This is a genomic window from Marisediminicola sp. UYEF4, from assembly GCF_040546025.1.
Lineage (GTDB): Bacteria > Actinomycetota > Actinomycetes > Actinomycetales > Microbacteriaceae > Marisediminicola.
The window spans coordinates 553428-577170 of the sequence record NZ_JBEPNA010000001.1; the positions used below are offsets into that span (position 1 = coordinate 553428).

At 70.6% G+C, this 23743-nt stretch carries 25 protein-coding genes; 11 read left to right on the forward strand and 14 right to left on the reverse strand.

The genetic code is table 11. The annotated features are described in order from the left end of the window. The first annotated feature begins 25 nt into the window (after positions 1-25). Both ABIB15_RS02660 and ABIB15_RS02665 read left to right on the forward strand, forming a co-directional pair. Entirely contained in the window at positions 26-571 is a 546-nt protein-coding gene (locus tag ABIB15_RS02660) for a hypothetical protein (RefSeq protein ID WP_354475026.1), read from the forward strand. Between the two features lie 9 nt (positions 572-580). Continuing rightward, positions 581-1522 carry a 4-(cytidine 5'-diphospho)-2-C-methyl-D-erythritol kinase gene (locus ABIB15_RS02665; protein WP_354475028.1) on the forward strand — a complete coding sequence of 314 codons (942 nt, stop codon included), beginning with the start codon at positions 581-583 and terminating at the stop codon, positions 1520-1522. A gap of 35 nt (positions 1523-1557) precedes the next feature. On the opposite strand, the gene ABIB15_RS02670 is transcribed toward ABIB15_RS02665, so the two are convergent. Further along, positions 1558-3081 carry a glycosyltransferase family 39 protein gene (locus ABIB15_RS02670; RefSeq protein WP_354475030.1) on the reverse strand — a complete coding sequence of 508 codons (1524 nt, stop codon included), beginning with the start codon at positions 3079-3081 and terminating at the stop codon, positions 1558-1560. Here ABIB15_RS02670 and moeB point away from each other — a divergent pair. Next, the gene (gene moeB, locus ABIB15_RS02675; RefSeq protein ID WP_354475031.1) at positions 3080-4291 is read left to right on the forward strand and encodes a molybdopterin-synthase adenylyltransferase MoeB; all 1212 of its coding nucleotides are present in this window, start codon (positions 3080-3082) and stop codon (positions 4289-4291) included. The two genes, ABIB15_RS02670 and moeB, sit on opposite strands and share 2 nt — an antisense overlap. A 287-nt stretch (positions 4292-4578) precedes the next feature. Here moeB and ABIB15_RS02680 read toward each other — a convergent pair whose 3' ends face one another. The 7 genes from ABIB15_RS02680 to ABIB15_RS02710 all read right to left on the reverse strand — a co-directional run bounded on the left by ABIB15_RS02680 (position 4579) and on the right by ABIB15_RS02710 (position 10428). Beyond that, entirely contained in the window at positions 4579-4860 is a 282-nt protein-coding gene (locus ABIB15_RS02680) for a MoaD/ThiS family protein (RefSeq protein WP_354475033.1), read from the reverse strand. A 153-nt stretch (positions 4861-5013) separates the two neighbouring features. Further along, positions 5014-5700, reverse strand: coding sequence for an ABC transporter substrate-binding protein (locus ABIB15_RS02685; protein WP_354475034.1), 687 nt, complete (start codon positions 5698-5700; stop codon positions 5014-5016). 186 nt (positions 5701-5886) lie between these two features. Further along, entirely contained in the window at positions 5887-6879 is a 993-nt protein-coding gene (locus tag ABIB15_RS02690) for an ABC transporter ATP-binding protein (protein WP_354475036.1), read from the reverse strand. Next, positions 6876-7784: an ABC transporter permease gene (locus ABIB15_RS02695; protein ID WP_354475037.1), complete on the reverse strand. Its 909-nt coding sequence runs from the start codon at positions 7782-7784 to the stop codon at positions 6876-6878. Before ABIB15_RS02695 ends, ABIB15_RS02690 begins: the two co-directional genes overlap by 4 nt. 1 nt (position 7785) lies before the next feature. Continuing rightward, the gene (modA, locus tag ABIB15_RS02700; RefSeq protein ID WP_354475039.1) at positions 7786-8580 is read right to left on the reverse strand and encodes a molybdate ABC transporter substrate-binding protein; all 795 of its coding nucleotides are present in this window, start codon (positions 8578-8580) and stop codon (positions 7786-7788) included. A gap of 10 nt (positions 8581-8590) precedes the next feature. Beyond that, on the reverse strand, positions 8591-8983 hold the full coding sequence (locus tag ABIB15_RS02705; RefSeq protein WP_354475136.1) for a TOBE domain-containing protein: 393 nt from the start codon (positions 8981-8983) through the stop codon (positions 8591-8593). Positions 8984-9018: 35 nt separating this feature from the next. After that, positions 9019-10428 carry a glycosyltransferase family 87 protein gene (locus ABIB15_RS02710; protein WP_354475040.1) on the reverse strand — a complete coding sequence of 470 codons (1410 nt, stop codon included), beginning with the start codon at positions 10426-10428 and terminating at the stop codon, positions 9019-9021. A 58-nt stretch (positions 10429-10486) separates the two neighbouring features. On the opposite strand from ABIB15_RS02710, the gene ABIB15_RS02715 reads away from it, so the two are divergent. Both ABIB15_RS02715 and ABIB15_RS02720 read left to right on the forward strand, forming a co-directional pair. Next, positions 10487-11860 (forward strand): molybdopterin-dependent oxidoreductase, encoded by a 1374-nt coding sequence (locus ABIB15_RS02715; protein ID WP_354475042.1) that lies wholly within the window; start codon positions 10487-10489, stop codon positions 11858-11860. Next, positions 11860-12303, forward strand: coding sequence for a hypothetical protein (locus ABIB15_RS02720; protein ID WP_354475043.1), 444 nt, complete (start codon positions 11860-11862; stop codon positions 12301-12303). The genes ABIB15_RS02715 and ABIB15_RS02720 overlap by 1 nt, the downstream gene beginning before the upstream one ends. Here the strand turns inward: ABIB15_RS02720 and ABIB15_RS02725 are convergent. Genes ABIB15_RS02725 through ABIB15_RS02740 form a run of 4 tightly spaced genes read right to left on the reverse strand, consistent with a single transcriptional unit; the run spans position 12300 to position 14987 of the window. After that, positions 12300-12791 (reverse strand): universal stress protein, encoded by a 492-nt coding sequence (locus ABIB15_RS02725; protein ID WP_354475046.1) that lies wholly within the window; start codon positions 12789-12791, stop codon positions 12300-12302. The two genes, ABIB15_RS02720 and ABIB15_RS02725, sit on opposite strands and share 4 nt — an antisense overlap. 59 nt (positions 12792-12850) lie before the next feature. Then, positions 12851-13630 (reverse strand): class I SAM-dependent methyltransferase, encoded by a 780-nt coding sequence (locus tag ABIB15_RS02730; RefSeq protein ID WP_354475048.1) that lies wholly within the window; start codon positions 13628-13630, stop codon positions 12851-12853. Next, positions 13627-14283 (reverse strand): TIGR04282 family arsenosugar biosynthesis glycosyltransferase, encoded by a 657-nt coding sequence (locus tag ABIB15_RS02735; RefSeq protein WP_354475050.1) that lies wholly within the window; start codon positions 14281-14283, stop codon positions 13627-13629. Before ABIB15_RS02735 ends, ABIB15_RS02730 begins: the two co-directional genes overlap by 4 nt. Next, complete coding sequence (locus ABIB15_RS02740) at positions 14280-14987, reverse strand: glycosyltransferase family 2 protein (protein WP_354475051.1); 708 nt, start codon at positions 14985-14987, stop codon at positions 14280-14282. The genes ABIB15_RS02735 and ABIB15_RS02740 overlap by 4 nt, the downstream gene beginning before the upstream one ends. Positions 14988-15224: 237 nt before the next feature. On the opposite strand from ABIB15_RS02740, the gene ABIB15_RS02745 reads away from it, so the two are divergent. Together ABIB15_RS02745 and ABIB15_RS02750 are read left to right on the forward strand one after the other, a co-directional pair. Further along, on the forward strand, positions 15225-16889 hold the full coding sequence (locus ABIB15_RS02745) for a molybdopterin-dependent oxidoreductase (protein ID WP_354475053.1): 1665 nt from the start codon (positions 15225-15227) through the stop codon (positions 16887-16889). Between the two features lie 133 nt (positions 16890-17022). Then, a complete protein-coding gene (locus ABIB15_RS02750) occupies positions 17023-18531 on the forward strand; it encodes an HNH endonuclease signature motif containing protein (protein ID WP_354475055.1) in 1509 nt (502 codons plus the stop codon). Positions 18532-18734: 203 nt separating this feature from the next. Here the strand turns inward: ABIB15_RS02750 and ABIB15_RS02755 are convergent, their stop codons facing one another. Both ABIB15_RS02755 and ABIB15_RS02760 read right to left on the reverse strand, forming a co-directional pair. Beyond that, complete coding sequence (locus tag ABIB15_RS02755) at positions 18735-19796, reverse strand: NAD-dependent epimerase/dehydratase family protein (RefSeq protein WP_354475057.1); 1062 nt, start codon at positions 19794-19796, stop codon at positions 18735-18737. Next, a complete protein-coding gene (locus tag ABIB15_RS02760) occupies positions 19793-20746 on the reverse strand; it encodes an MTAP family purine nucleoside phosphorylase (RefSeq protein WP_354475059.1) in 954 nt (317 codons plus the stop codon). The genes ABIB15_RS02755 and ABIB15_RS02760 overlap by 4 nt, the downstream gene beginning before the upstream one ends. 59 nt (positions 20747-20805) lie before the next feature. Between ABIB15_RS02760 and ABIB15_RS02765 the strand changes: the two genes are divergently transcribed. The 4 genes from ABIB15_RS02765 to ABIB15_RS02780 are packed head-to-tail and all read left to right on the forward strand — an operon-like array spanning position 20806 to position 23543. Beyond that, positions 20806-22059: a molybdopterin molybdotransferase MoeA gene (locus ABIB15_RS02765; protein ID WP_354475061.1), complete on the forward strand. Its 1254-nt coding sequence runs from the start codon at positions 20806-20808 to the stop codon at positions 22057-22059. A gap of 44 nt (positions 22060-22103) precedes the next feature. Continuing rightward, complete coding sequence (gene moaC / locus ABIB15_RS02770) at positions 22104-22535, forward strand: cyclic pyranopterin monophosphate synthase MoaC (RefSeq protein ID WP_354475138.1); 432 nt, start codon at positions 22104-22106, stop codon at positions 22533-22535. Beyond that, positions 22532-23011 (forward strand): MogA/MoaB family molybdenum cofactor biosynthesis protein, encoded by a 480-nt coding sequence (locus tag ABIB15_RS02775; RefSeq protein ID WP_354475063.1) that lies wholly within the window; start codon positions 22532-22534, stop codon positions 23009-23011. Before moaC ends, ABIB15_RS02775 begins: the two co-directional genes overlap by 4 nt. After that, positions 23004-23543 (forward strand): molybdenum cofactor biosynthesis protein MoaE, encoded by a 540-nt coding sequence (locus ABIB15_RS02780; protein ID WP_354475065.1) that lies wholly within the window; start codon positions 23004-23006, stop codon positions 23541-23543. The genes ABIB15_RS02775 and ABIB15_RS02780 overlap by 8 nt, the downstream gene beginning before the upstream one ends. Positions 23544-23743 lie beyond the last annotated feature (200 nt).

Sequence of the window (23743 nt, forward strand, 5' to 3'; positions counted from 1 at the left end):
CGGAGCAGTGGGCGAGGATGAAACCATGCCGGTAGCCGACCACCAATCGACCCTGAGTGATGCGGCGATGTCGGCCGCGACGGGCAGGCATCCGCTGGACTGGTTCGAGCTGCTCGACGCGCAGCACGCCGCGGCCTGGTCCCACGCCGAGATCGCCCGCTGGCTCTCGCAGCACGAACGCGTCGACGGGTGGTGGGCGCAGTCGATCACGGTGAGGTTCGAGCAGGCGAGGGGGATGCGGGCGCCTGGGCAGATGGCGGACGGCACCTACACGGTCGGCGCGAGCAAGAGCATCCCCGGCGACCAGCAGCAGGCCCTCGACCGCGCGATCGCGGTGTTTTCCGCTCATCTCGGCATCGAGCCGGCATCGGTCAACCGCACCGCGAAGTATCCGACGGCGCGGTGGAAGCTCGCCGACGGCGAGTCGATGCTCGTGACCGCGAGCCCGACGAAGAACGCCAGAACGAGCATCTCCGCGGCGCACTCGAGGATCAGCGACGCCGACCGGGCCGGCACCGCGAAGGGCGAGCTCGCCTCGGTGGTGAACGGGCTCGCTCCCTCGCTCGACTAGGTTGGAGCAATGACCTTATCGGCGCCCACCACCGTGGTGCACGCCCGGGCCCCGGGCAAGATCAACGTCTTCCTCAAAGTTGGCGCCCTGCTCGACGATGGCTACCATGACGTCGCCTCGGCGTATCAGGCCGTCTCGCTGTCAGAAGACGTGCGAGCGTACCCCGCAGACGACTTCTCCGTCACATTCACCAACTCGAGCAGCGTCGACACCTCCGGACTGCCGCTCGACGGCTCGAACCTCGCGATCAAGGCCGCGACGCTGCTGGCCCGACGGGCCGGCTACCGCGGCGGCGTGCGCCTCGAGATCGAGAAGCACGTTCCGATCGCGGGCGGGATGGGCGGCGGGTCGGCGGATGCTGCCGCGACGCTTCTCGCCTGCGACACGCTCTGGGGAACCGACCTCGGCCGGGAGGAGCTCGTCGAGCTCGCCGGCGAGCTCGGCGCCGACGTTCCGTTCGCCTTCATCGGCGGCACCGCGATCGGCACCGGCCGCGGCGACCAGCTGAGCCCCGCGCTGGCCAAGGGGCACTTCCAGTGGGTCTTCGCCCTCGCCGACTTCGGAATGTCGACGCCAGAGGTGTACCGCGAACTCGACCGGCACCGCGACCGCCACGCGCAGGACATCTTCCCCGCCGAGGTCGCCCCCCACGTCGACGCGAACGTGCTGCAGGCGCTGCGCGCCGGCGACCCGCACATGCTCGCTGAGGTGCTGCACAACGACCTTCAGGCGCCGGCGCTGCAGATGGAGCCGAAGCTCGCGAAGGTGATCGAGCTGGGCGAGGAGAACGGCGCTCTCGCCGGCATGATCTCCGGCTCGGGCCCCACCGTCGCGTTCCTCGCCGCCGACCTCGACAACGCGCTCGAGCTGCAGATCGCGCTGAGCGCCGCGCGGCTGAACGTCGTACGGGCCACAGGGCCGGTGCACGGGGCCCGAGTCCTCAGCACGTAGCCGCGGCGAGTCTGCTCCCGCTCGTGCTCCGCGACTCAGTCGCGCTCGAAGCGAACCACGTTGGTGTCGCTGAGGTTCCACTCGTCGGTCGGACTCCACCCGACGCCGGCGAGGGTCTGGGTCGTCGACTCGCGCCGGTCCCGCTTGACGCTCGTGATGAGATAGGCCACATCTGAGCCGGCCAGCCGGTCGAGCGACTCGTCGAGCCGGTTGCGCGTCTCCCACAGCTGGCCAGTCTGGCCGGCCGGCGTGTCGATCGTGACGTCGACGCTGCCCTCGAAGGCGTCCGGGTAGGTGTACGCGATGACCCGGGATGTCGCGGTCGCGTGGTAGCGCACCGGCCCGTAGATGATCGCCGTCGTTCCCGGGCCATCCTCGGTGCGCTGCTCCGAGATGAGCGCGGCAACCTCCTTCCAGGTGGACGCCTGCTTCGCATCCGGCTGGCGCTGTTCCACGATCGACGGGATGGCGAGCAGCACGAGGCTCGCGAGGGTGAGGGCCGCGAGGGGCCTCGTCGGCACGGCGGCGATCGCGGCACCGATGACGAGGGCCACGAACGGCAGGCACATCGTGAGGTACCGCGGGGTGTAGAGCGGCGAGTACAGCTCGGTGGCGAGCAGAAGCGCCGCAGTCGGCACCACGAGCGCGGGCAGCAGCACGGCGCCCGCCGAGAAACCCCTCACCGTGCGGAGCAGCGCGATCACGCCGAACGCGATGAGGATCCATCCGGCGATCGCGAACCGCCCGTCGAACAGGAACCACTGCGTGCGCAGCACCTGCCGGGGCGTGTCGGGACCGAGGTCGAGAATCCACGACACCTGCGCGTTCTGCCCGATTACGGCGAGCGCGAACGGCAGCAGGGCGACGGCGGCGGCGGCACTCGCCACGAACCACCGGCGCGCCGTCGCCACGGCGGTTCGACGCGCGCTCGCGAGCCACCACGCCATGGAGAAGCCGTGGGCGACGATGACGAGCGCGAGGTAGATGAAGAAGTAGCACGACACCACGGTGAGCGCGGCGTAGGCGAGCCACCAGCGCCGCCGATTGCTCCGCTGAGCGTGCAGCAACACGATCGTGAGCAGCACCGCGAGCGCGGCGCTCAACGCGTACGACCGGGCCTCGGTGCCCATCCAGGTCGCGCGGGGGAGCAGGCAGAAGACCAGCCCGCCGACAACCGCGCCGCCGCCCAAGCCGAGCTGCCGGCCGAGCACCACGGTGAGGGACGCCGCGGCACCCACCGCGATCGCGCTCGGCATCCGCAACAGCACAGGGGAGTACCCGAACAGGTCGACGAGGGCGTGCATCAGCAGGTAGTAGGCGCCGTGGACGGCGTCGACGTTGCCCAGCATGCGCCACAGCTCGGGCCAGTCGCGCGTGACCGCGGTGACGGTGGCCGCCTCGTCGTACCAGAGGGACGGGATGCCGATGCCGATGAGCGAGATCGCGAGGCCGAGCAGGCCGACGAGGGCGGGCGCGAGCGCGGGATGGCTGCGGATGCGCGTCGATAGACTTGGAGACCCGCCGCGCGTGCGGCTCTGGGCAGTGAGGAGGTCAGCCATGTCGACTCTGCCTCCCCTCGTCGACCTCGGGGCCGAGCTGACGCCCGAGCAGGTCGCGCGCGGATCGCGTCACCTGATGCTGCCGGGCTTCGGGCTGTCGGGTCAACGCCGTCTGGCCGCCGCGAAGGTGCTCGTGATCGGCGCCGGCGGGCTCGGATCGCCCGTGCTGCAGTACCTTGCCGCGGCGGGGGTCGGAACGATCGGCATCGTCGATTTCGACACCGTGGACTTCTCGAATCTGCAGCGGCAGGTCATCCACCGCACCGCGAGCATCGGCGAGCTGAAGACCGCGAGCGCGGCTCGCGCGATCGCCGAGCTGAACCCGCTCGTTGCGGTGGTGGAGCACGCCGTGCGGCTCGACACCGGCAACGCCGTTCAGATCTTCTCCGGCTACGACCTCGTCGTCGACGGCAGCGACAACTTCGCCACCCGCTACCTCGCGAACGACGCGGCCGCCATCCTCGGCATGCCCTACGTGTGGGGGTCGGTCTTCCGCTTCGACGGCCAGGTCACGGTCTTCTGGGAGTCGGCCCCCGACGGCCGCTCGCTCGACTACCGCGACCTTCACCCGGTGCCTCCCGCGCCCGGCGAGGTGCTGTCGTGCGATGAGGCCGGCGTGCTCGGGGCGGTCTGCGCGAGCATCGGCTCGATGATGGCAACCGAGGCGATCAAGCTCATCACCGGAATCGGCGAACCGCTGCTCGGCCGAATCCAGGTTCTCGATGCGCTCGCCGGCGGCTGGCGCGAGGTGCGCCTCTCCCGCAGGGCCGGACGGATGCCGGTGACCGAGCTCATCGACTACGAGCTGTTCTGCGGCGTACGGCCGGTGTCGGGCGAGGCTGCGGCGAGCGTCGGTGCGCTGGGCGGCGGCGGGCACGGCGATCTGGAGATCAGCGCCGAGGAGCTCTGTGCGGGGGAGATCAGTGTCGCGGAGCTCAGCGCCGGGGGCAAGCCGAGTCTCATCGACGTACGGGAGCCGTTCGAGCACGAGCTCGTGCACATCGACGGTGCCCGGTTTGTGCCGCTCGCCCAGCTGCTCGACGACCCCGCCGCCCTCGGGGAGGGTCCGTTCGTCGTCTACTGCAAGACGGGCATCCGTTCGCAGCGGGCCGCCGAGGCTCTGCGTGCCGCCGGTGCGGATGCGGTGTCGTTGCGCGGCGGCATCCAGGCCTGGCTCGACCTCACCGACCCGGGCGGGATGCGCTACTAGCCGGGTGGTGCTGGCGCAAGTGCGCCGAGTGCGGCCGGTGTCGGGGGTGCGCTGGGTGCGCTGGGTGCGCTGGGTTCGCCGAGTGTGCGCGTTGCCGCCGAGTGTGCTTGGTGCAACGGGCACGGTCGGTGTGGAGGGGCACAGTCGGCGTGAGGCTGACGCTGTGGAGGGGCACAGTCGGCGTGAGGCTGACGCTGTGGAGGGGCACAGTCGGCGTGAGGTTGACGCTGTGGAGGGGCACAGTCGGCGTGAGGTTGCGGTGTGGGCCGCGGCGCCCGCGGGCATCCTCAGCCGCCGGCGAACGGCGGCATGACGTCGATGACGTCGCCGTCGGAGAGCTTCGTCGCGCGATCCGTCGTCGAGACGGCATTGACGAGGAAGGAGCAGCGCGAGAGCACCTGCTCGAGGGGCTGGCCGGGGGCCGCGGTCAGCTCCCGCAGGGCGTCGGCGATGGATGCCCCCGAGGGAAGTGCCAGTCGTACGTCGTCCACCCCGGTGGCGGCCCTGGCCGAGGCAAAAAAGCGCACGGTCACGTGCTGGCTGACCTGCGTGCCGGGGGAGGAGCTCATCATTCAAGGCTAATCGACCGGCGGGGCTTGCGTCCGCACCTGCTCTGTTCGACATCGGGGGAACCCTTCCGGGATGATACGAAAAAGGTTGAGGACCGCGAAAAGGCCCGCCGCGCTTTCGCGTGGCGGGCCTTCGTGCTGTGATTTTGTGAGTTACGCGGCAGCCTTGGCGGTGATCTTGGCGATACCCACGACGAGCTCGTCGGTGACGGCGTCGGTTCCGAAGGTGTCGTTCAGGAGGCCAGCGGCGTCCGGGCTGATGAGAACGGTCGTGCCCTCAAGCACGGCGTTGCCGTCGGCGTCGGTCTCGAGCGGGTTCAGCGTGGTGCCGTCGAGGTTGAAGATGTAGATGTCCTGTCCGACCTCTTCACCGTTGGCGGTGACGGTTCCGAACAGCTGCGACGTTCCCGGGTCGATGCGGAAGTCGGTGAGCTCGACGACGATGTCGCCGGCGGTCAGCGAGATACCGGATCCGTCGTGCTCAACCGAGCCCTGGACGTAGGGACGGTAGTCCTCCTCGGGGTCGTAGTAGTCCACGTTGCCGCCGGTGATCGGGAAGGCGAGGACGCCGTCGGTCAGCGTGGCGCCGCCGAGCACTCCGGGGGTGAGGCCGAGCGAGCCGAGGGCGTCAACGAAGCCCTGGTCGAGGGTGACCTGCGTGTCGACGCCGTCAAGGGCGGGGATCGAGGCGAGGGGCTCGGGGTCGGCCATGACCTCTTCTTCGGAGGTGGTGTCTTCGGCGACCGGGGCCTCGGCCTCGGTGGTGGTGCATGCTGCGAGGCTGCCGACGAGGAGTGCTGCTGCTGCGATGCCGATCGTGCTCTTGTAGAACTTACGCATGAGATGTCCTTTGTGAAAGTGTTTGCGGTTGGTGTTGACAGGAGTTCGGCCCTGATCGGGAATCGGTTTGGAATCGGCCTCTTCCGTGACCTTTCCGTTATCAAACTCAGCAAACGTCCAGACTTCCGGAGACGAAAAGCCCGGAATCCCGGGGTTTTCACGATTCGGCAGAGTTCGGACCGCAGCTCACGCGACGAACGGGAGCGTCGCCCAGAGTGAGTCGCCGATGCGGATCGCCGTGCGCGGCAGGTCGCGCGGGGCGAGATCCGCAGAGAATCGGTGCCCGTCCACGACACTCTCGAGCAGCACCCTCGACCGCCCGCCGAGTTCCTCGACGCCGCGCACGCGGCACTGCCAGATCGTGCTGGAGACAGCATCCGCCGGCCGCTCGACCGACACCAGCACCTCGGTGGGCGCCAGTACGACGCTGCGGCCCGGCGACAGGCGCACAAGGTCGAGACCGACGAGCGTCGCGACATACTCATTCGCGGGATTGCGCGAGACGTCGACGGGGGTGCCGCGCTGCACGACGACGCCATGCTCGACCACGACGATCTCGTCGGCGAGCACGATCGCGTCGACAGGGTCGTGGGTGACGACGACGGCCGAGCCGCCGAACGCCCGCAGCTGGTCGGCGAGCTCCGCCCGCACCTCGAGCCGGGTGGCGGCATCCAGTGCCGCGAGCGGCTCGTCGAGCAGCAGCAGGGCAGGCTCGAGCACGAGGGCGCGGGCGAGGGCGACGCGCTGAGCCTGGCCGCCCGACAGAGAGGCGGGCCGGATGCCGCCGAGCGCACCGATCCCGAGCCGGTCGAGCCACTCGCCGGCGCTGGCAGCGGCATTCCGTCTCGGAACGCCGCGCGCGAGCAGCCCGAAGGCGACGTTGTCGAGCGCGCTCAGGTGTGGAAAGAGCAGGTAGTCCTGGAAGACGACGCCGATGCCGCGGCCCGCGGGGGGCACGCGCCGGCCGGATGCCGCGTCGTCGAGCATCCGTCCGTCGAGCACAATTCGTCCCCCGGTCGGGCGCAGGAGGCCAGCGATCGCGCGCAGCACCGTGGTCTTACCGGCGCCGTTGGGCCCGACGAGGGCCGTGACCGTTCCGGGGGGAACGACGAGCTCGACGTCGAGCCGGAACTCGCCACGGTCGACGACCACCCGGGCGTCGAGGCCGGCGCCGCTCATGCGCTGACCCCGCTCGCCCAGCGGTCTCGCAGGCTCACGAGCACGCCGATCGACACGACGAGCAGCACGAGCGAGATGACATAGGCCGCCTCGGGATTGGTCTGCAGGGCGAGGTAGGCCGAGATGGGCATCGTCTGGGTCACGCCGGGGAAGTTGCCGGCAAAGGTGATCGTCGCCCCGAACTCGCCGAGGGCGCGGGCGAAGCACAGCACAGCACCGGCCGCGACGCCGGGCGCGATGAGCGGCAGCGTGATGCGCCGGAAGATCAGCCACGGCGAGGCGCCGAGCGTCGACGCAGCATCCTCGAACCGGCGGTCCGCGCCGCGCAACGCCCCCTCGACCGCGAGCACGAGGAACGGCATCGCGACGAAGGTCTGCGCGATGACGACCGCCGGAAGCGTGAACGGCAACTGGATGCCGAACCACGCATCGAGGTACTGCCCGAGCGCCCCGCGGCGGCCGAGCAGCAGCAGCAGGGCAATCCCGCCGACGACGGGCGGCAGCACAAGCGGCACCGTGACGATCGCGCGCAGGAGGCGACGCGGCACGACCGGCCACGCGCCGGAGCGGGCGAGCACCCAGGCGAGCGGGATGCCGAGCACGAGGCTTGCGGCGGTCGCGAGCGACGCGCTCACGAGGGAGACGCCGAGTGAGGTGCCGATCTCCGGCGCGGCGAGGATCTCCAGCAGGTCGGCCCACGGCACGCGGGAGACGAGCGCCACCAGTGGCAGGGCGAGGAACGCGACCGCGATCGCGGCGGGCGCCCACAGCACCCAGGGCACGCCGGTGGGGCGGGTATCGCGGTCCGCCGGCCTCCTCGGCGTCGCGTCGCTCCGCCAGTCGCGACCCTCGGTGCGATCCGGGTCGGTCGCCGCATCCCGCCGCCCGCCCGTCAGCAGACCCATGTCAGTCGACCGTGAATCCGGCTGAGGCGAGGATGCGCTGCGCGGAGTCACCCAACACGAACGCGGTGAAGGCGCTCGCCGCGGTGGAGTTGGGGGCTCCGGACAGCGCCACCACCGAGTACTCGGCGGGCGCCTCTGACGCCTCGGCGAAGTCGATGCCCTGCACCGCGTCGCCGGCGACGAGCACATCGGTGCGGTAGACGATGGCGGCATCCACAGCCCCGAGCTCGACCTTGGTGAGCGCCGCCCGCACGTCCTGCTCGAGCGTGTCCGGCGCCGGGGTGATGCCGGCGATGTCGAAGACGCGCGCGGATGCCGACCCGCACGGCACCTCCGGCGCGCACAGCGCGATTGTGCGGTCGCGGTCGGCGAAGTCGGCGAGCCCCGTCACATTTCCCGGATTTCCGGCTGGCACGGCAATCTGCAGTTCGGTGCGCGCGAAGACTCGCGGTCCGCTCGCAAGCCCCGCGTCGGTGATCGTCGCCATCGTCTCGGCGTTGGCCGAGGCGAACACGTCGACGGGGGCGCCGGATTCGATGCCGGCGGCGAGTGCGGAGCTGCCGCCGTGGCTGAGCGTCACCGTTGTGCCGGGGTTCTCGGCCTCGAAGGCATCCGCGACCTGCGCGAACGACTCGGTGAGTGAGGCGGCCGCGAATACGACGATGGGACCGGTGATCGCGTCGTCGGAATTGGCTGGTGCGGATGCCGCGGGTACGCAGCCGACGAGAAGGGCCGCCCCGAGCGGGACGGCGATGAGCGACGCGACGAGTCGCCGACGCGAGCGCCGCCCCGTCACGAGCAGCCCATCACGGGAGGGAGATCCCGACCGAGGTCGCTTTGACACTCGCCGCGGCAATCGTGCCGACCTCGAGGCCGAGCTCATCGAGTGCCTCGCGGCTGATCAGCGAGACGATGCGGAACGGACCGGCCTGCAGCTCGACCTGAGCCATGACGGTGTCCTTGGTGATCCGGGTGACGATTCCGGTGAGCCGGTTGCGCGTCGATGCTTTCGATGTCGGCGCAAGCGGCGACTCGGTCGCGAGTTCGCGGACGAGCACGGCGAGCTCGGCGCCGTCGACGACGAGACGCCCGTTGTCGGCCTTGGTGAGCTGCAGACGGCCGGCGTCGGCCCAGCGGCGGATGGTGTCGTCGCTCACGCCGACGAGGGCGGCGGCTTCACTTACCCGCAGGGGAGTCACGGTCATGCACCCCAGTTTATGCCGTAAATGCGGCGCTAAGTCGCGTTTGGTTCCGTTTTCGCGGCGAACGGATGCCGAAGCCAGACCAGCAGGGCGCGCCCCGACCCGGGACCGGCGCGACGGAACGACATCCAGGCGATGAGCCCGATCGCCAGCGCGATCGCCACCCGCGCGAGATCGGTCGAGGGCACCAGCAACCGGGCGGTGAGGGCGACCGGCACCGCGAGCCACTCCCACCGCCCCGTCATGGCGATGATCGGCACGAGCAGAAGCGCGTACCAGGGGTAGCGCGGCGAGACGATCAGCAGGGTCGCGCCGATCATCACGAGTTGGCCGAGCCACGGGTCATCCGGATTCGTCTTCCACCACACCAGGGCGGCCGTGACCGCGAGGAGCACGGCCGCGACCACGAGCGCGGACGCCCCGGGGAACAGGAGCGAGAGCAGCACGAACCGTTCGCCGCTCGAGTAGCCCTCCTCGGTCAGGTAGCCGGGCAGGTAGCCGAGCACGCCGATGCCGCTCGCGAGGATGTAGGGCACGTAGAGCACCGCGAAGGTCGCGAGGGAGCCCACGATGACCTTCCATGGCTGGCGGCGCAGCAGGGCGGGTGCCGCGATCACGGGGATGAGCTTGACGGCGATCGCCGCGCCCAGCGCGATGCCGCCGCCCCAGCGCCGGCCGTTCGCGACGAGCAGGGTGGCCACGAGCACGAGCAGCCCTGCGAGGATGTCGATGTGCGAGTTGGTGACGCCCTCGGTCGCCGCGAGCGGGCTCCAGCCCCAGAGCGCAGCCCAGCGCGGGTCCCTCCCGCGGGTGTGCAGCGCGCGGAGCAGGATGCCGGTGATGCCGAGGCTCATGAGCAGCCCGGCGAACTGCATTGGCCAGTACTGCGGCTCGGGTCCGGTCAGAAATCGCACGCCGGCGAAGAACAGCTCGCTCGTCGGCGGGTAGATCGTCGGCACCTTCGCCCGGTTGATCGCGGTACAGACGATCTCGTCACTGCCGGGCTCGTTGCTCGTGAGGATGCGTTCGCCGACGCACTCGGGCTCGCCGGTCTCGCCGATCACCGGCGCCGGGAACAGCCAATCGGTGCGCAGGTCGCGCAGCGCCGGGTCGGCCGGCACATAGTCGTAGGGGGAGATGCCGGCGTTCTGCACGATCCCATCCCACGCGTACCGGGCGCTGTCGGTACTGGTGTTGGGCGGCCCGGCCAGTGCCGCGCCGCCGATTGCGACCGACCCGGCGATCACGAGCACGACCGCGGCGCGCAGCGGCACCCGGCGCAGGGCGAGCACCGAGAGGGCGAACAGGGCCCAGAGCACGGCGGTGAGCAGCACGAGCGGCGACCGCCAGCTCTTCTCGTCGTAGAAGGGCAGCGCGATCACCGACACGGCCGTGGTGACCGTGCTGGCGGCGAGCAGCAGCGAGGTGAGAAGAATGCGCACGATCCCATCCTGTCCGATTCCCGCCTGTCCGATTCGCGGTCGGCTCCGAACACACGGTGTGAACACGACTCCGCATCCGCCGGAAGCCCGCCTCGCGTGGTGGAATGACGGCGTGCACCGAATGCTCAACGGCCTGCGTCGTTCCCTCGCCTCGCCCTCGCGCAACCTGCGGATGGCGACGGTGCTCGGCCGTCTGCTCGGCATCGCGTTCATCGTGACCTTCGGCACCGGGCTGTACAGCCACTTTCTGCAGGACCCGCTGCCGTGGATGGTGTTCCCCACCCGGCCGACCTTCCTCTACCAGCTGAGCCAGGGCATCCACATCACCGCCGGAATCGCGTGTGTACCGCTGATTCTCGGCAAGCTCTATGTCGTCTTCCCCGAGCTGTTCCAGACCCCGCCGGTTCGATCGATCTCGCACTTCCTCGAGCGCGCCTCGATCGCGCTGTTCGTCGCCGCGTCGCTCGTCGAGATCACGATCGGGCTGCTCAATACGTTCCAGTTCTATTCGCTGTTCCCATTCCCGTTCAAGCAGACGCACTTCGCGCTGTCGTTCGTCATCATCGGCTCGCTCGCCATCCACATCGCTGTGAAGCTCGACGTGATCGCAAAGTACTGGCGCAAGAAAGACAGCTACGACGCCGACGGCAATGTGGTCGACTTCTCGCTTCCCGAATCGCCGAAAGTACGTCTTTCGGCTGCTCCGGCCGATGCTGAGGAGCCAGAACGCGTACTCTCGGCGACCACATCCGCGACATCCGCGGGACAGCCGGCATCCGCCACCGGGGTCACCGGCCGCATCTTCGCCTGGATCGACGCGACCCCGGCACCGTCACCGACCACGAGTCGCCGCGGATTCGTCGCCACCATCGCCGTGGCGACCGCGGCCGTCGTGGCGTTCACTGCGGGGCAGTCGCTCCGCCCGCTCGACGGCGTCAACCTGTTCGCGCCGCGCAAGGCAGGCATCGGCCCGAACGCGCTGCCCGTCAACCGCACCGCGCGTGCCGCCGGAGTGCTCGAGAGCGCGGTCGCCCCCGACTGGGCGCTCACCGTGGTCAACGGCGACTCCTCGCGCAGCTTCACCCTCGCCGAGCTCGCCACGCTTCCGCAATACGACGTTGAGCTGCCCATCGCATGCGTCGAAGGCTGGAGCCAGAGCGCGTCGTGGCGCGGACCGCGGCTACGCGACCTTCTCGACACCGTCGATGCGGATGCCGGCGTAGCGATCCGGGCGACAAGCCTCGAGCCGAAGGGCGGATTCCGCCTGATGGACATGGGTCCGGAGTTCGTGCGCGACGACCTCACCCTCGTCGCGCTCGAGGTCAACGGGCAGGTGCTCGACATCGACCACGGCTACCCCGCGCGGATGATCGCCCCCGCCAGGCCCGGCGTGAGACAGACCAAGTGGCTGAGCATGATCGAGGTAATCTGATGAAAATCTGGCGGATCGCCCTCGTCGTCGTCGGCATTGCGCTCCTCGTCGTCGGCGGCCTGGTGCTGCTCGAGGATGTCGCGCCGAAGCGCTACGGCGGCATTCTGCTCTGGCTCGCCGGCGCGATCCTCATCCACGACGGGATCATCGCCGGGCTCGTGATCGGGGTGAACCTGACCCTGAGGAAGGCGGGGCGGAGAATACCGCTGGGTGTGCTCGCGATCGTCCAGGGCGCGATAGTGATCGGCGCGATCGTGTCGCTTATCGTGTTCCCGCAGATCGTGAAGCAGGGCATCGGCACGCTCAACCCGACGATCCTGCCCCTCGACTACGTGGCCAACCTCGTGCTGTTCTACGGCGTGCTCGTGGCCGTCACCGCGGTCACGATCGCGGTCTACCTGCGGGTCAGGCCGCACAGGCGGCGCCAGAGCGCGACCGCCTAGCTGCGCGCCTTCGTCGGACGCACCACCAACACCGGGCACTCGGCGTGCCGCACGCACTGCTCGCTCACCGAGCCGAGCAGGAGGCTGCGGAAGCCGCCGAGCCCGCGGGAGCCGACCACGAGCATCCGCGCCTCACCCGACAGTGCCAGGAGGATCTCGGCGGGGTGGCCGAACGCGGACCGGTAGGCGACCTCGACCGACGGATGCTTCGCCGCGGCACCCTTCGACTCCGCCTCGAGCCGCGCACACACCTTCTCGGAGACCTGGGCGAACGACGACACGATGCCGAAGTCGACGAGCGTGCCGTGGGGCGCCGTGTCGATGCTCCACGTGCGCACGACGCAGAGCGGCGCGCCGAGCTTGTCCGCCAGCTCGAACGCCTGCTCGAGCGAGCGTTGGGCGTCGACAGAGCCGTCGTGACCGACGACGATGCTGCCGCTCGCGATGGGCTCGATCTCAGTGATGTCAGGTGCGGACTTCGTCGACATGGGTGCCCCGTTCAGCGTTCGTGGGAGGCCGTCCGGTCGGACGACTTCCTCACCCGAGCCTACGAGGCGTTGGGGGATTTCGGATGCCGCTGCCGCGCGAGGCGGCAGAATGTGCGGCCGTCGAGCTGCCAGACCTGCCGCGACGCCAACCCAATGGCCGCCGCGCAGGCGATGAGAGCGTCGACGCCGATCTCGGCCCAGGGAAACGGGTCGCTCTGCCGGCCATGGGTATCGACGAGGCGTCCGGTGTAGGTGCGGTCGCGCGCGGCATCCGGATGCGTCTCCACCACGATCTCCCCGTCGGCGGCGATCAGCTCGTCGCAGCGGGCGAGCATGGCGGTGACGTCGCCGCCGATGCCGATGTTGCCGTCGACGAGCAGGGTGGTCTGCCACTTGCCCTCGAGGGGCAGCGCTTCGAAGACCGAACCGAGCAACACGCTGAGGCCGGACTCGGTCGCGACCTCGATCGCGGTGGGGGAGACGTCGATGCCGAGGGCCTCGATGCCGAGGTCCATCGCCGCGCGCACCATCCGGCCGGGGCCGCAGCCGATGTCGAGTACGGGGCCGGTCACGCTGCGCAGCAGGCTCAGGTCGGCGACATCCGCGTCGGCGTGCCAGCGCGACACATCCATCGGTGCGGCGCCGCGGCGCTCGCTGCCGCCGATTTGGCGGTCGTCGGTCGCGCCGTCGTCGGTCTCGTGCAGGTAGAGCACGTTGGAGTGGGAGCGGCGGAGGGCCGCGGCGTAGGGTTCCGTGCCTCCGGCCCCGAACGTCGCGCCCTCGCTGAGGTCGTAGGTCTCGGTCTCGGTCTCGGTCTCAGTGTTGCGGGCGCTGGTCACGAGTGGGCCGTCTCGGCTGCTGCTGGGCGCCCGTCGAGTGGGAGGTGGCCGGCGAGAACCGTCGCGAACCGGGTGAGCGGGGCGGTGCGCGCGACCGCGATCGCGTCGTCGATCGTGTCGACGTCGGTGAGTTCGGGGAGGTGGCGAACTGTGAGTCCGGCATCCCGCAGGCGTTCGAGCTGGATGCTGCCGGTGTCGTCGCGCGACATCGGAACGCCCCGCACGAGGTCGCCGTCAGGATTCGCGAGGGCGAGCGCCCAGAATCCGCCATCGTTCGCGGGGCCGAACCAGGCGTCGACGCCGGGCGGCCATGGTTCGAACATGGGGGCGATCATCTCGGCCGTGACCTGGGGGGTGTCCATGCCGATGAGTACCGTCGGGCCCTCGCACTCGTCGAACATCGCGCCGAGGCGCAGGTCGAGATCGCCGGCCACTTGGTTCATCACGTCGTACCCCTCGGATCCGGGCGGCACTTCGACGCCATCGAACAGCAGAACGCGTCGCGTCGCGGGCACGGCTGCGATCGCGGCAAGCGTGTCTGCGATCGCGGCGGCGGCGAGCTCGGCGGCGGCCTCGAGGCTCAGCGGCGGATGCAGCCGGGTCTTGACCTTGCCGGGCAAGGCCTCCTTGGCGATGAGAACGATGGAGGTCACCGCTGTCGTTCGGAGCCGCGCACCGAATGGCTTGGTCGGCGGCGCTCCGCGGCGAGCAGCCGCGACATGTCCTTGATCGCCGTGAACGTGCCGCGCACGGTGCCGGTGACCTTCGACCTGCCGACGCGCGGCGAGTAGGGGGTGTCGACCTCGCGGATGCGCCATCCGGTCGCCGACGCGCGCAGCACCATCTCGAGCGGGTAGCCGCTACGCCGGTCGGCCAGCTCGAGGGCGAGGAGGGCGGGGCGGCCGGCAGCACGCATCGGTCCGAGGTCGTGCAGGTCGACGCCCGTGGCGTCGCGCATCATCTGTGCGAGGGCCCAGTTCGCGACGCGCGCGTGCGCCGGCCACGCGGATCTCGTCGTCGGACGCCGACGCCCGAGCGCGAGCTCGACCGCACCCGCGGCAACGGGATCGACGACGAGGGGGAGGTCGGCGGGATCCATCGAGGCATCCGCATCGCAGAAGGCCACGATCGGGGCGGTCGCGGCGAGCAGGCCGGCGTGGGCGGCGGACCCGAAGCCCCGGCGGGGTTCGTGGACGACGGTCGCGCCGAGCTCGCGGGCGACCTCGGCGGAGCGGTCGGTCGAACCGTTGTCGACGACGATCGCGCGGTAGCCCTCGGGCAGCCGCGAGAGCAGCCAGGGCAGGGCGCCCTCCTCATTGAGGCAGGGGAAGACGACGTCGACGCGGGATTCTGGCACCTATCGACCCTATGGGGTCGGGGCTGAGTGCCGGCATCGGCGCACGCGCCGCGAGTGCTGCGTGCGCCGCGAGGCTCCCGTGCGCCGCGAGTGCCTACTCACGTCGAGGGTGCCTGCTCGCGCCGAAGGTGACTGCAGGTAGGAGCACTCTGGGCGCCAACGGGCACAGTGGACGGCGGACGACTCGTCGCGGTGGCATTCGGGGGGAAACTCAGGCAATCCTCCTAGTCTGATCGGGTGACTGCGCCCTCCGCCCCTGACCCGCGCATCGGGGATCGTACGCTCGCAGCATCCGGCACCGCGGGGATGACCGAGCGCGAACGCACGCTCTGGGCCGCGCTCGTCGGCGCGGTCACCGCGACCACGACGCTCGCGACGGCGGAGGTCGTGTCGCTGTTCCTCGGCGGGATCGGCAATCCGATCCTCGCCGTCGGCTCGGCAATCGTCGATCTCGTGCCGCCCGGTTTCAAGACCCTCGTCATCGAGCTGTTCGACACCGCCGACAAGCTCGTCCTGTTCATCTCCCTCGGACTCGTCGTGCTCGTGTTCGCCGTCGCGGCCGGACTACTGCAGTCGAGGAAGGGACGCTGGGGCGAGGCAGTGATCGGCCTCGTCGCCGTCATCGCGATCGCCGCGGCCGTCACGCGGTCGGGGGCGACCCCGGTGCACGCCATCCCCACGCTCGCGGGCGCTGCCCTCGGCATCCTGACGCTGCGGGCCCTCATCGGAAGACTCGAGTTGTGGCGCGGCGCGCGACAGGCGGCCGCGCAGCCATTCGCGTCAGGCCCATCCGACGCTCTCGCGCCCTTCCCGTCGTCGGTGCGCCCCGGCGTCGAGCGCCGCCGCTTCCTTCGGCTCACGATCACGATCGGAGCCGTGAGCGCCCTGGTCGGCGCGGGTGCGCGGATCGCGACCGCGGCCGCCACCGCCGTCGGCGACTTGCGCGCCGCCATCCGCCTGCCCCGGGCCGCGACCCCGGCACCCGCGATCCCCGCCGACGCGACGCTGGATGTCGAGGGCATCAGCCCGTTCGTGACTTCGAACACCGCGTTCTATCGCATCGACACGGCGCTGCAGGTTCCGTCGGTCGACCCCCGCGACTGGACGCTGCGGATCACGGGCATGGTCGAGCAGGACGTGACGATCGACTTCGAGGAGCTGCTCGCGCTGCCGATGCAGGAGAGCCTGATCACCCTCGCGTGTGTCTCGAACGAGGTCGGCGGCGGCCTCATCGGCAATGCACTGTGGCTCGGGCATCCGATTCGCGACCTGATCGCCCGCGCCCGCCCGATGCCCGGAGCGGACATGGTGCTCTCGACGAGCATCGACGGGTTCACCGCCTCGACTCCGCTCGAGGTGCTGCTCGATCCGAACACGGATGCCCTGCTCGCGGTGGGCATGAACGGGCAGCCCCTGCCGCTGCAGCACGGGTTCCCGGCACGGATGGTCGTTCCCGGACTCTACGGCTATGTCTCGGCGACGAAATGGGTGGTCTCGCTCGAGGTCACGCGGTTCGCCGACCGCGTCGCCTACTGGACGCCGCGCGGTTGGTCGGAGCGAGGTCCCATCAAGCTGTCCTCGCGCATCGACACTCCGACCGCGCGGTCGAATGTGCCCGCCGGCACGGTCGCCGTGGCGGGCGTGGCGTGGGCGCAGCACACCGGCGTCGACCGCGTCGAGGTACGCATCGACGGCGGCGAGTGGCGCGAGGCGCGGCTGGCCCGCGCGGTGACCGCCGACACCTGGCTGCAGTGGTCGTACGAGTGGGATGCCGGTGCGGGCGACCACCAGATCGAGGTGCGGGCGACCGACAGCGACGGCCTCGTGCAGACGGCGGAGGAGGCGCCCGTCGCACCGAACGGCGCGACCGGGCTGCACAGCGTGACGGTCAGCGTCAGCTGAGCCAGCGACTGCCGCGCCTCGCAACTACTCCTCCACAGGCCCTCCCGGAGAGCGTTATCCACAGGTATTACCCCAGATCAGCGGCTGGTTTCAGGTTGGCAGCAATGTCAGTGGTGCCTGTCACTATGTGGGTATGTCCAAAGCAACCGATCCCCTCACCGCAAGCGCCGACGCATTCGCGTCGGCGTGGGCCGGCGCGCTGACCGGGTTCGGTGATTACGTGGGCGAGCACGCCGCACCTGGCGCATCGTTCGGACGTGCCAGCGCGATCGCAGTTGCCCCCGCTCAGCTCGATGTGGAGACCATGTCCGATGCGGGACTGCTCCGGGCGATCAGGTCCGGCTACGACCTGAAACGCCAGGTCGACGCGCTCCTGGTCCGTACGGCAGGGGAGCTCAGCGTCCGGTCCCGCCCCTCGCTCGGGCAGGGCGGGCTGGCGAAGTCGTCGGGGCATACCTCCCCCGCGGCGCTGATCACCGAACTCGGGCGGATCACGCTCGCCGAGGCGGGGAAGACTGTCCGGCTCGGCGAAGCCACCACCGCACCCGTCTCGCTGCTCGGCGAACGCTTGCCCGCCCTGTTCCCTCTCGTCGCCGACGCGGTCAACACCGGCGTGGTGCAAGTGGATGCGGCGCAGGCGATCATCACCAACCTCACCCAAGCCGCCCCGCGCGCACTACCCGAGCACCTCGTGGCGGCGGAGGCGGAGCTGGTGTCCTTCGCGGCATCCCATCCCGCCGACACCGTGCGGAAACTGTCGATCGCCTGGCGTGACGCTCTGGATACCGACGGGGTCGCACCGCGGGAGGAAGCGCTGATCGCGCTGAGGTCGCTGCGCTGGTCCAAGCAGGGCAACGGTCTCGAGCGGTGCACCATCGATCTGGACCCGCTCGGTGCGGGGTACGTGCGCACGATGATCGACGCGATGGTCGGTGACGCCCTGCGCAAGGTGCGGTTCGAGGCCGAGCCGGCCGCGAATGGTGCGACAGGCAGCGGCACCGCCGGTTACGACGACGGCGAGGACTTGGGCCGCGACAGCTGCTCGGCCGATCATGTTGAGCTTGCCGACCCGCGCACCATCCCCCGGATCGCGGCCGACGCCCTGATCGATGTGGCGCGGCACATGATGGGCTGCACCACCACACCTGGTACCCTCCCGCACACCACCCTCGTCATCCGGATGACGTTGGAGCAGCTTCAGTCCGGACTCGGAGTCGCGCGGCTGGACGGGGTCGAGGAACCCATCACCGCTGGTGCCGCACGGATCCTCGCCGCGGACGCGGAAATGATCCCCGCGGTCCTCGGCGGCAACAGCCAGGTCCTCGACCTGGGTGTCGGGCGGAGGCTGTTCTCCAAGGCCCAGCGGATCGCGTTCGCCGACCGCGACGGCGGCTGCGCCATCACCGACTGCGGAAGGCCACCCTCCTACACGGAGGCGCACCATATTCGGTGGTGGTCAAACGGCGGGCCAACGAACCTGAACAACGGGATACTTCTCTGCACCGGCCACCACCATGTGATCCACAACGGCTGGACAGTGCAGGTCATCGACAACGTGCCCTGGTTCATCCCACCCGCACGGATCGACCCGACCCGCACACCGAGACGCGGCGGAAAGCTGCCCACACCAGTGCTTCCATGACCGGGGCGACCCGGGCCGGGTTTCGACACGGTCGCCACGCGACCTGCTCAACCAGCAGCGACCGAGCCGAGCGAGCAGGCCGGGCACGGCCGTGTAGAAACACGGTCGTGTCGAAACCGCCCACGACGACGACGCGAGCCGACCTGCACGGCCTGGCCCCACCCGCTCATCCCGGCCGGGGCTAAACACGCTGCGCGACCGGCTCAACCGGCGTCGACGACCGCGGCCCGCAGCGGAGCAGTCGCGAACTCGCGCATTCCCTCCTCGAAGCTGACCGACGGAGCCCAGCCGAGCTCCGACACGAGCCGCTGCGACGATGCGGTGATGTGCCGCACATCGCCGAGACGGTACTCCCCGGTCACGATCGGCTCCGGCCCGCCCGCGTGCTGCGCGAGTTGCTGCGCCATCTCGCCGATCGTGTGCACGACACCGCTTCCGACATTGAACGGCCGGAACGTGCCGGGGTCGGCGCTGGACGTCCAGTCGAGTGCGGCCAGGTTGGCGGATGCGACGTCGCGCACGTGCACGAAGTCCCGCCGCTGTGCGCCGTCCTCGAATACACGCGGTGCCTCGCCCCGCTCGAGCGCCGACCGGAACAGCGACGCGACACCCGCGTACGGAGTGTTCTGCGGCATCCCCGGCCCGTAGACGTTGTGGTACCTCAGCGCCACGGCGACCCCGCCGGTGCTGCGCGCCCACGAGGTCGCGAGGTGCTCCTGCGCGAGCTTCGACGCGGCGTAGACGTTGCGCGGGTCGAGGGGCGCGTCTTCGGCGATGAGTTCGGGGGAGAGCAGGTCCCCGTTCTCGTCCCGCGGGTCGAAGCGGCCCGCCTCAAGATCGTCGACGCGGCGTGCCGCTGGACGGGTGATGCCCGCGGGCCCGCGGTAGCTTCCCTCGCCGTAGACAACCATCGAGCTGGCGACGACGAGACTGCGGATGCCGGCCGCCGCCATCCCTGCCAGCAGCACCGCGGTGCCGAGGTCATTCGAGCCGACGTAGTCGGGGGCATCCGAGAAGTCCACGCCCAGGCCGACCTTGGCGGCCTGGTGGCAGACGACCTCGACGCCGTTGAGCGCGCGGGCCACCGCGTCGGCATCGCGCACGTCGCCGCGCACGAACTCCACCCGCGGATCGACGACGGGGCCAGGCCCGTGCACGTCGGCGCGCAGCGAGTCGAGCACCCGCACCGTGTGCCCGGCGGTGATCGCGGCGTCGACGATGGCCGCGCCGATGAACCCGGCACCGCCGGTGATCAGCATGGTCATGATGCGGCCCCGGCCGCCGTGACCGGCGCCACGGTGTCGCCGTCGGCGACCACATCCCGCGACAGCACCGCCGCGACCTCGGCAGGCGCGATGAGCGCGCGCGGCGAATAGTCGGCGGGGAGAGCCCGGATGATCGTCTCGATCGCCGCGATGATGCGCGGCTGGGCGGCCGCGAGGCGGGCGAAGACGAGTTCGGCGCTGAGTTCCTCGGCGGGCTCGTCGGATGCCGGGTGCCCGGCATCCGCTCCGCCGCCAGTCCCAGCATCCGCGCCGCCACCGGCGGCCCCACCGACCCGAGCCGCCGGCGCCAGCCCCGCGTCACTGTCGGTCACGAATGAGAGGTTGACCGTGCCGATGTTGAGCTCGGCGGCCAGCGGAACCTCGGGGTACAGCGTCATGTTTACGGTGTGGGCCCCGGCCGCGCGGAACCAGAGCGACTCCGCCCTGGTCGAGAAGCGCGGGCCCTGGATCACCACGACGGTGCCGCTCGGGGCGACGCTCTCGCCTGCGGCATCGAGGGCGGCGGCGGCGACCGCGTGCAGGGTCGGACAGAACGGGTCCGCGGCGGCGAGGTGCTGCACCGACCCGCGGTCGTAGAAGGTGTCGGCGCGCCCGTAGGTGCGGTCGATGAACTGGTCGGTGAGCACGAGGGTGCCCGGCGGGAAGTCCGGGTGCACCCCGCCGACGGCGGCGCTCGAGAGGATCGCGGTGACCCCGAGCGAGGCGAGCGCCCAGATGTTGGCGCGGTAGTTGATCAGGTGCGGGGCGACCGAGTGGTCGGTGCCGTGCCGGGTGAGGAATGCCACGGTTCGTCCGCCGAGCTCGCCGATCGTGACCTCCGCGGGTCCGTAGGGCGTCTCCACGCGCTGCACCGTCGAGGTCGCGGGGTCGAACAGGCGGTACAGGCCGGAGCCGCCGATGACGGCGACGGAGGCGGTGATCGGTTTCATGCCTCTCAGTCTTCCAGTCCCGCGTGGGGATTTCCTGCCGGGTGGGTGATGATGGACGGATGCGTACCGTGGCCGAACATCAGGAGGCGGTTCGCGCGCTTCTCGCCCCGCTCGCGCACCGCGGCGCCGTCGATGTCGTGGTCGTGGATGCAGCCGGCCTCGCCCGGTCCCGCGACGTCGACCGGGTGCTCGCCGCTGACGTGGCCTCGCCGATCGATCATCCGCCGTTCGACAACTCCCAGATGGACGGCTACGCGGTCCGCTCCGTCGAGGCCGTCCCCGGGCGGATGTTCGCCGTCGCCGCGCGAATCGCGGCCGGCGACCCCGTCCGCACACTTGCGCCCGGTACTGTCGCGCCGATCATGACGGGTGCGGCCGTGCCCATCGGGGCGGATGCGATCGTGCCGATCGAAGCGTCGATTCCCGACTCGTTCCCGCCCGAGGAGGGCGAGCACACGGTGCAGTTCTCCGCCCCCGCGATCCCCGGCGCGTTCGTGCGCCCCCGCGGCAGCGACCTCGAGAGCGGGCGGATGCTGCTGCGGGCCGGCACGCGGCTCGGAACCGCCCAGTGGGGCGTGCTCGCAGCATCCGGGATCCGGGAGGTGCGCGTGCGCCGCCGCCTCAACGTGCTCGTCCTCTCGACCGGCGACGAACTGCGCGGGGCCGGCGTCGAGCTCGAATCCGGCCAGATCTACGACGCGAACAGCGCCACGATGGCGATCGGCGTGACCGAGTGCGGGGCCGCGGTCGCCGACGTGCGCACCGTGACCGACGACGCGGCGGCGCTGAGCGCCTACCTCGCGGCGCACGGCCGGTCCGCCGACCTGATCCTCACGACCGGCGGCGTCAGCAAAGGCGCCTACGAGGTCGTGCGAGATGTCTTCGAGCCGGCCGGGGTGAGCTTCAGCTCCGTCGCGATGCAGCCGGGCGGACCGCAGGGACTCGGGCTCGCGACCCTCACCGACGACGCCGGCGTTCCGTTCGAGCGGCCCGTCGTCGCGTTCCCCGGCAACCCGGTGAGCGCGCTCGTGTCGTTCGAGATGTTCCTGCGGCCGGTGCTGCGGGAGCTCTACGGTCTCGCGCCGAAGCGTGCGTCGTCGCTCGCCTACCTCGCCGGGCCGCTCGTCTCGCCCGGGGGTAAACACCAGGTGCGGCGAGGCCGCTTCGACGCCGCCGGCGCCATCGAGCTGGTCGGCGGGCCCAGCTCGCACCTGCTGCACGGCTACGCGACATCCACTCTTCTTGTTCATATTCCGCTCGGGGTATCCCACCTCGACGCGGGAGCCCCCGTCGAAACCTGGAGCATCGATTGACCGACCCCGAGCTGACCCACCTGCGCGCCGACGGCTCCGCCCACATGGTCGATGTCGGCGGCAAGTCCGAGACCCAGCGCCGCGCCGTCGCCCACGCTGTGCTCGTGACCCGCGCCGACGTCGTCGCGGCGGTGCTCACCGGCGACCTGCCCAAGGGCGAGGCGATCGGTACCGCCCGTATCGCCGGAATCATGGCCGCCAAGCAGACCGCGTCGCTCATCCCGCTGTGCCACCCGCTGCCTCTCACCAAGATCACCGTCGACATCGTCGGGTCGCTCGACCGGCTCACCGTGACCGCGACCGTGGCGACGCGAGCTGTGACCGGGGTCGAGATGGAGGCGCTCACGGCAGCATCCGTCGCCGCCCTCACGCTCTACGACATGATCAAGGCCGTCGACAAGACCGCGGTGATCACCGACATCCGCGTGCTCGAGAAGCAGGGCGGCAAGTCGGGCGACTGGCGGGCCGACGCGTGACGCGCCGTGCCAGCGTCGTCGCCGCGTCGACGCGTGCCGCTATGGGAATCTACGAGGACCGCACCGGCCCCGTCATCCGCGACTGGCTGATCGCGCGAGGATTCGAGGTCGACGGCCCCGTCATCGTGCCCGATGGGCCGGAGGTCGCCGTCGCGTTGCGCGCCGCGATCGACTCCGGGGTCGACGTACTCGTCACGACGGGCGGCACCGGCATCTCGCCCCGGGATGGGACCCCCGAGGCGACGGCACCGCTGCTGACGGTGACCCTGCCGGGCTTCCACGAGGAGCTGCGCCGGCGCGGGTCGGCGAGCACCCCCTTCGCGCTCATGAGCCGCGGCCTGGCGGGCATCGCCGGCACCACCTTCGTCGTGAACCTGCCCGGGTCGACCGGGGGAGTGCGCGACGGGCTGGAACTGCTCGGCGAAGTCGTCGATCATGTACTCGACCAACTCGCGGGAGGACACCACGATGACTGATTCTCTGGATGCCGGGCGGGTTGCCTCCGCCGGGCGGGCAGATTCAGGTGGGCGGGTGGACTCCGCTGGCCGGGTGGACGCCGGTGGCCGGGTGGACTCCGGTGGGGTCGGCCGCGTCGCTTTCGCGCGAATCAGCGACGAGCCGATCACCGTCGAGGAGTGCGACCTTGCCGTCGCGACTGCGACCGCGGGTGGGGTTGTCGCCTTCGCCGGAGTCGTGCGCAACCACGACGAGGGACGCGGCGTGCTCACGCTCGACTACACCGCGCATCCGTCCGCCGGCGACGTGATCGCCTCGGTCGCGGATGCCGTTGCCGCCGAGTTCCCGGGCGTGAACCTCGCGGTCGTGCACCGGATCGGCGCCCTGCAGATCGGCGACATCGCCATCGCCTGCGCCGCAGCATCCGCCCACAGGGCCGAGGCCTTCGCGGCCTGCGCCCGACTCGTCGACGCGGTGAAGGAGTCCGTGCCGATCTGGAAGGAACAGGCGTTCACCGATGGCACCACCGAGTGGGTGGCCTCGCTCGGTTGAGGGTTACGACGGTGGTAGCGCCGCGATGGCGCCGAGTGTGCCCTGCGGCGCCGAGTGTGCCCCGCGGCGCCGAGTGTGCCCCGCGGCGCCGAGTGTGCCCGGTTAAACGGGCTCCCTCGGCGGCAGCAGGCACTCTCGGTGAATTTGGGCGGTCGCGATCGAGCATGGGGCGGGGCGGCCGCCGCGGTCGCGGCGCAAGC

Excerpts from the sequence above, each read along its gene's own strand:
- ABIB15_RS02660 (WP_354475026.1), top strand. The coding sequence starts at position 26 with ATGCCGGTAGCCGACCACCAATCGACCCTGAGTGATGCGGCGATGTCG.
- ABIB15_RS02665 (WP_354475028.1), top strand. The coding sequence starts at position 581 with ATGACCTTATCGGCGCCCACCACCGTGGTGCACGCCCGGGCCCCGGGC.
- moeB (WP_354475031.1), top strand. The coding sequence starts at position 3,080 with ATGTCGACTCTGCCTCCCCTCGTCGACCTCGGGGCCGAGCTGACGCCC.
- ABIB15_RS02670 (WP_354475030.1), bottom strand. The coding sequence starts at position 3,081 with ATGGCTGACCTCCTCACTGCCCAGAGCCGCACGCGCGGCGGGTCTCCA.
- ABIB15_RS02680 (WP_354475033.1), bottom strand. The coding sequence starts at position 4,860 with ATGAGCTCCTCCCCCGGCACGCAGGTCAGCCAGCACGTGACCGTGCGC.
- ABIB15_RS02685 (WP_354475034.1), bottom strand. The coding sequence starts at position 5,700 with ATGCGTAAGTTCTACAAGAGCACGATCGGCATCGCAGCAGCAGCACTC.
- ABIB15_RS02690 (WP_354475036.1), bottom strand. The coding sequence starts at position 6,879 with ATGAGCGGCGCCGGCCTCGACGCCCGGGTGGTCGTCGACCGTGGCGAG.
- ABIB15_RS02695 (WP_354475037.1), bottom strand. The coding sequence starts at position 7,784 with ATGGGTCTGCTGACGGGCGGGCGGCGGGATGCGGCGACCGACCCGGAT.
- ABIB15_RS02720 (WP_354475043.1), top strand. The coding sequence starts at position 11,860 with ATGAAAATCTGGCGGATCGCCCTCGTCGTCGTCGGCATTGCGCTCCTC.
- ABIB15_RS02725 (WP_354475046.1), bottom strand. The coding sequence starts at position 12,791 with ATGTCGACGAAGTCCGCACCTGACATCACTGAGATCGAGCCCATCGCG.
- ABIB15_RS02750 (WP_354475055.1), top strand. The coding sequence starts at position 17,023 with ATGTCCAAAGCAACCGATCCCCTCACCGCAAGCGCCGACGCATTCGCG.
- ABIB15_RS02755 (WP_354475057.1), bottom strand. The coding sequence starts at position 19,796 with ATGACCATGCTGATCACCGGCGGTGCCGGGTTCATCGGCGCGGCCATC.
- ABIB15_RS02760 (WP_354475059.1), bottom strand. The coding sequence starts at position 20,746 with ATGAAACCGATCACCGCCTCCGTCGCCGTCATCGGCGGCTCCGGCCTG.
- ABIB15_RS02765 (WP_354475061.1), top strand. The coding sequence starts at position 20,806 with ATGCGTACCGTGGCCGAACATCAGGAGGCGGTTCGCGCGCTTCTCGCC.
- moaC (WP_354475138.1), top strand. The coding sequence starts at position 22,104 with ATGGTCGATGTCGGCGGCAAGTCCGAGACCCAGCGCCGCGCCGTCGCC.
- ABIB15_RS02780 (WP_354475065.1), top strand. The coding sequence starts at position 23,004 with ATGACTGATTCTCTGGATGCCGGGCGGGTTGCCTCCGCCGGGCGGGCA.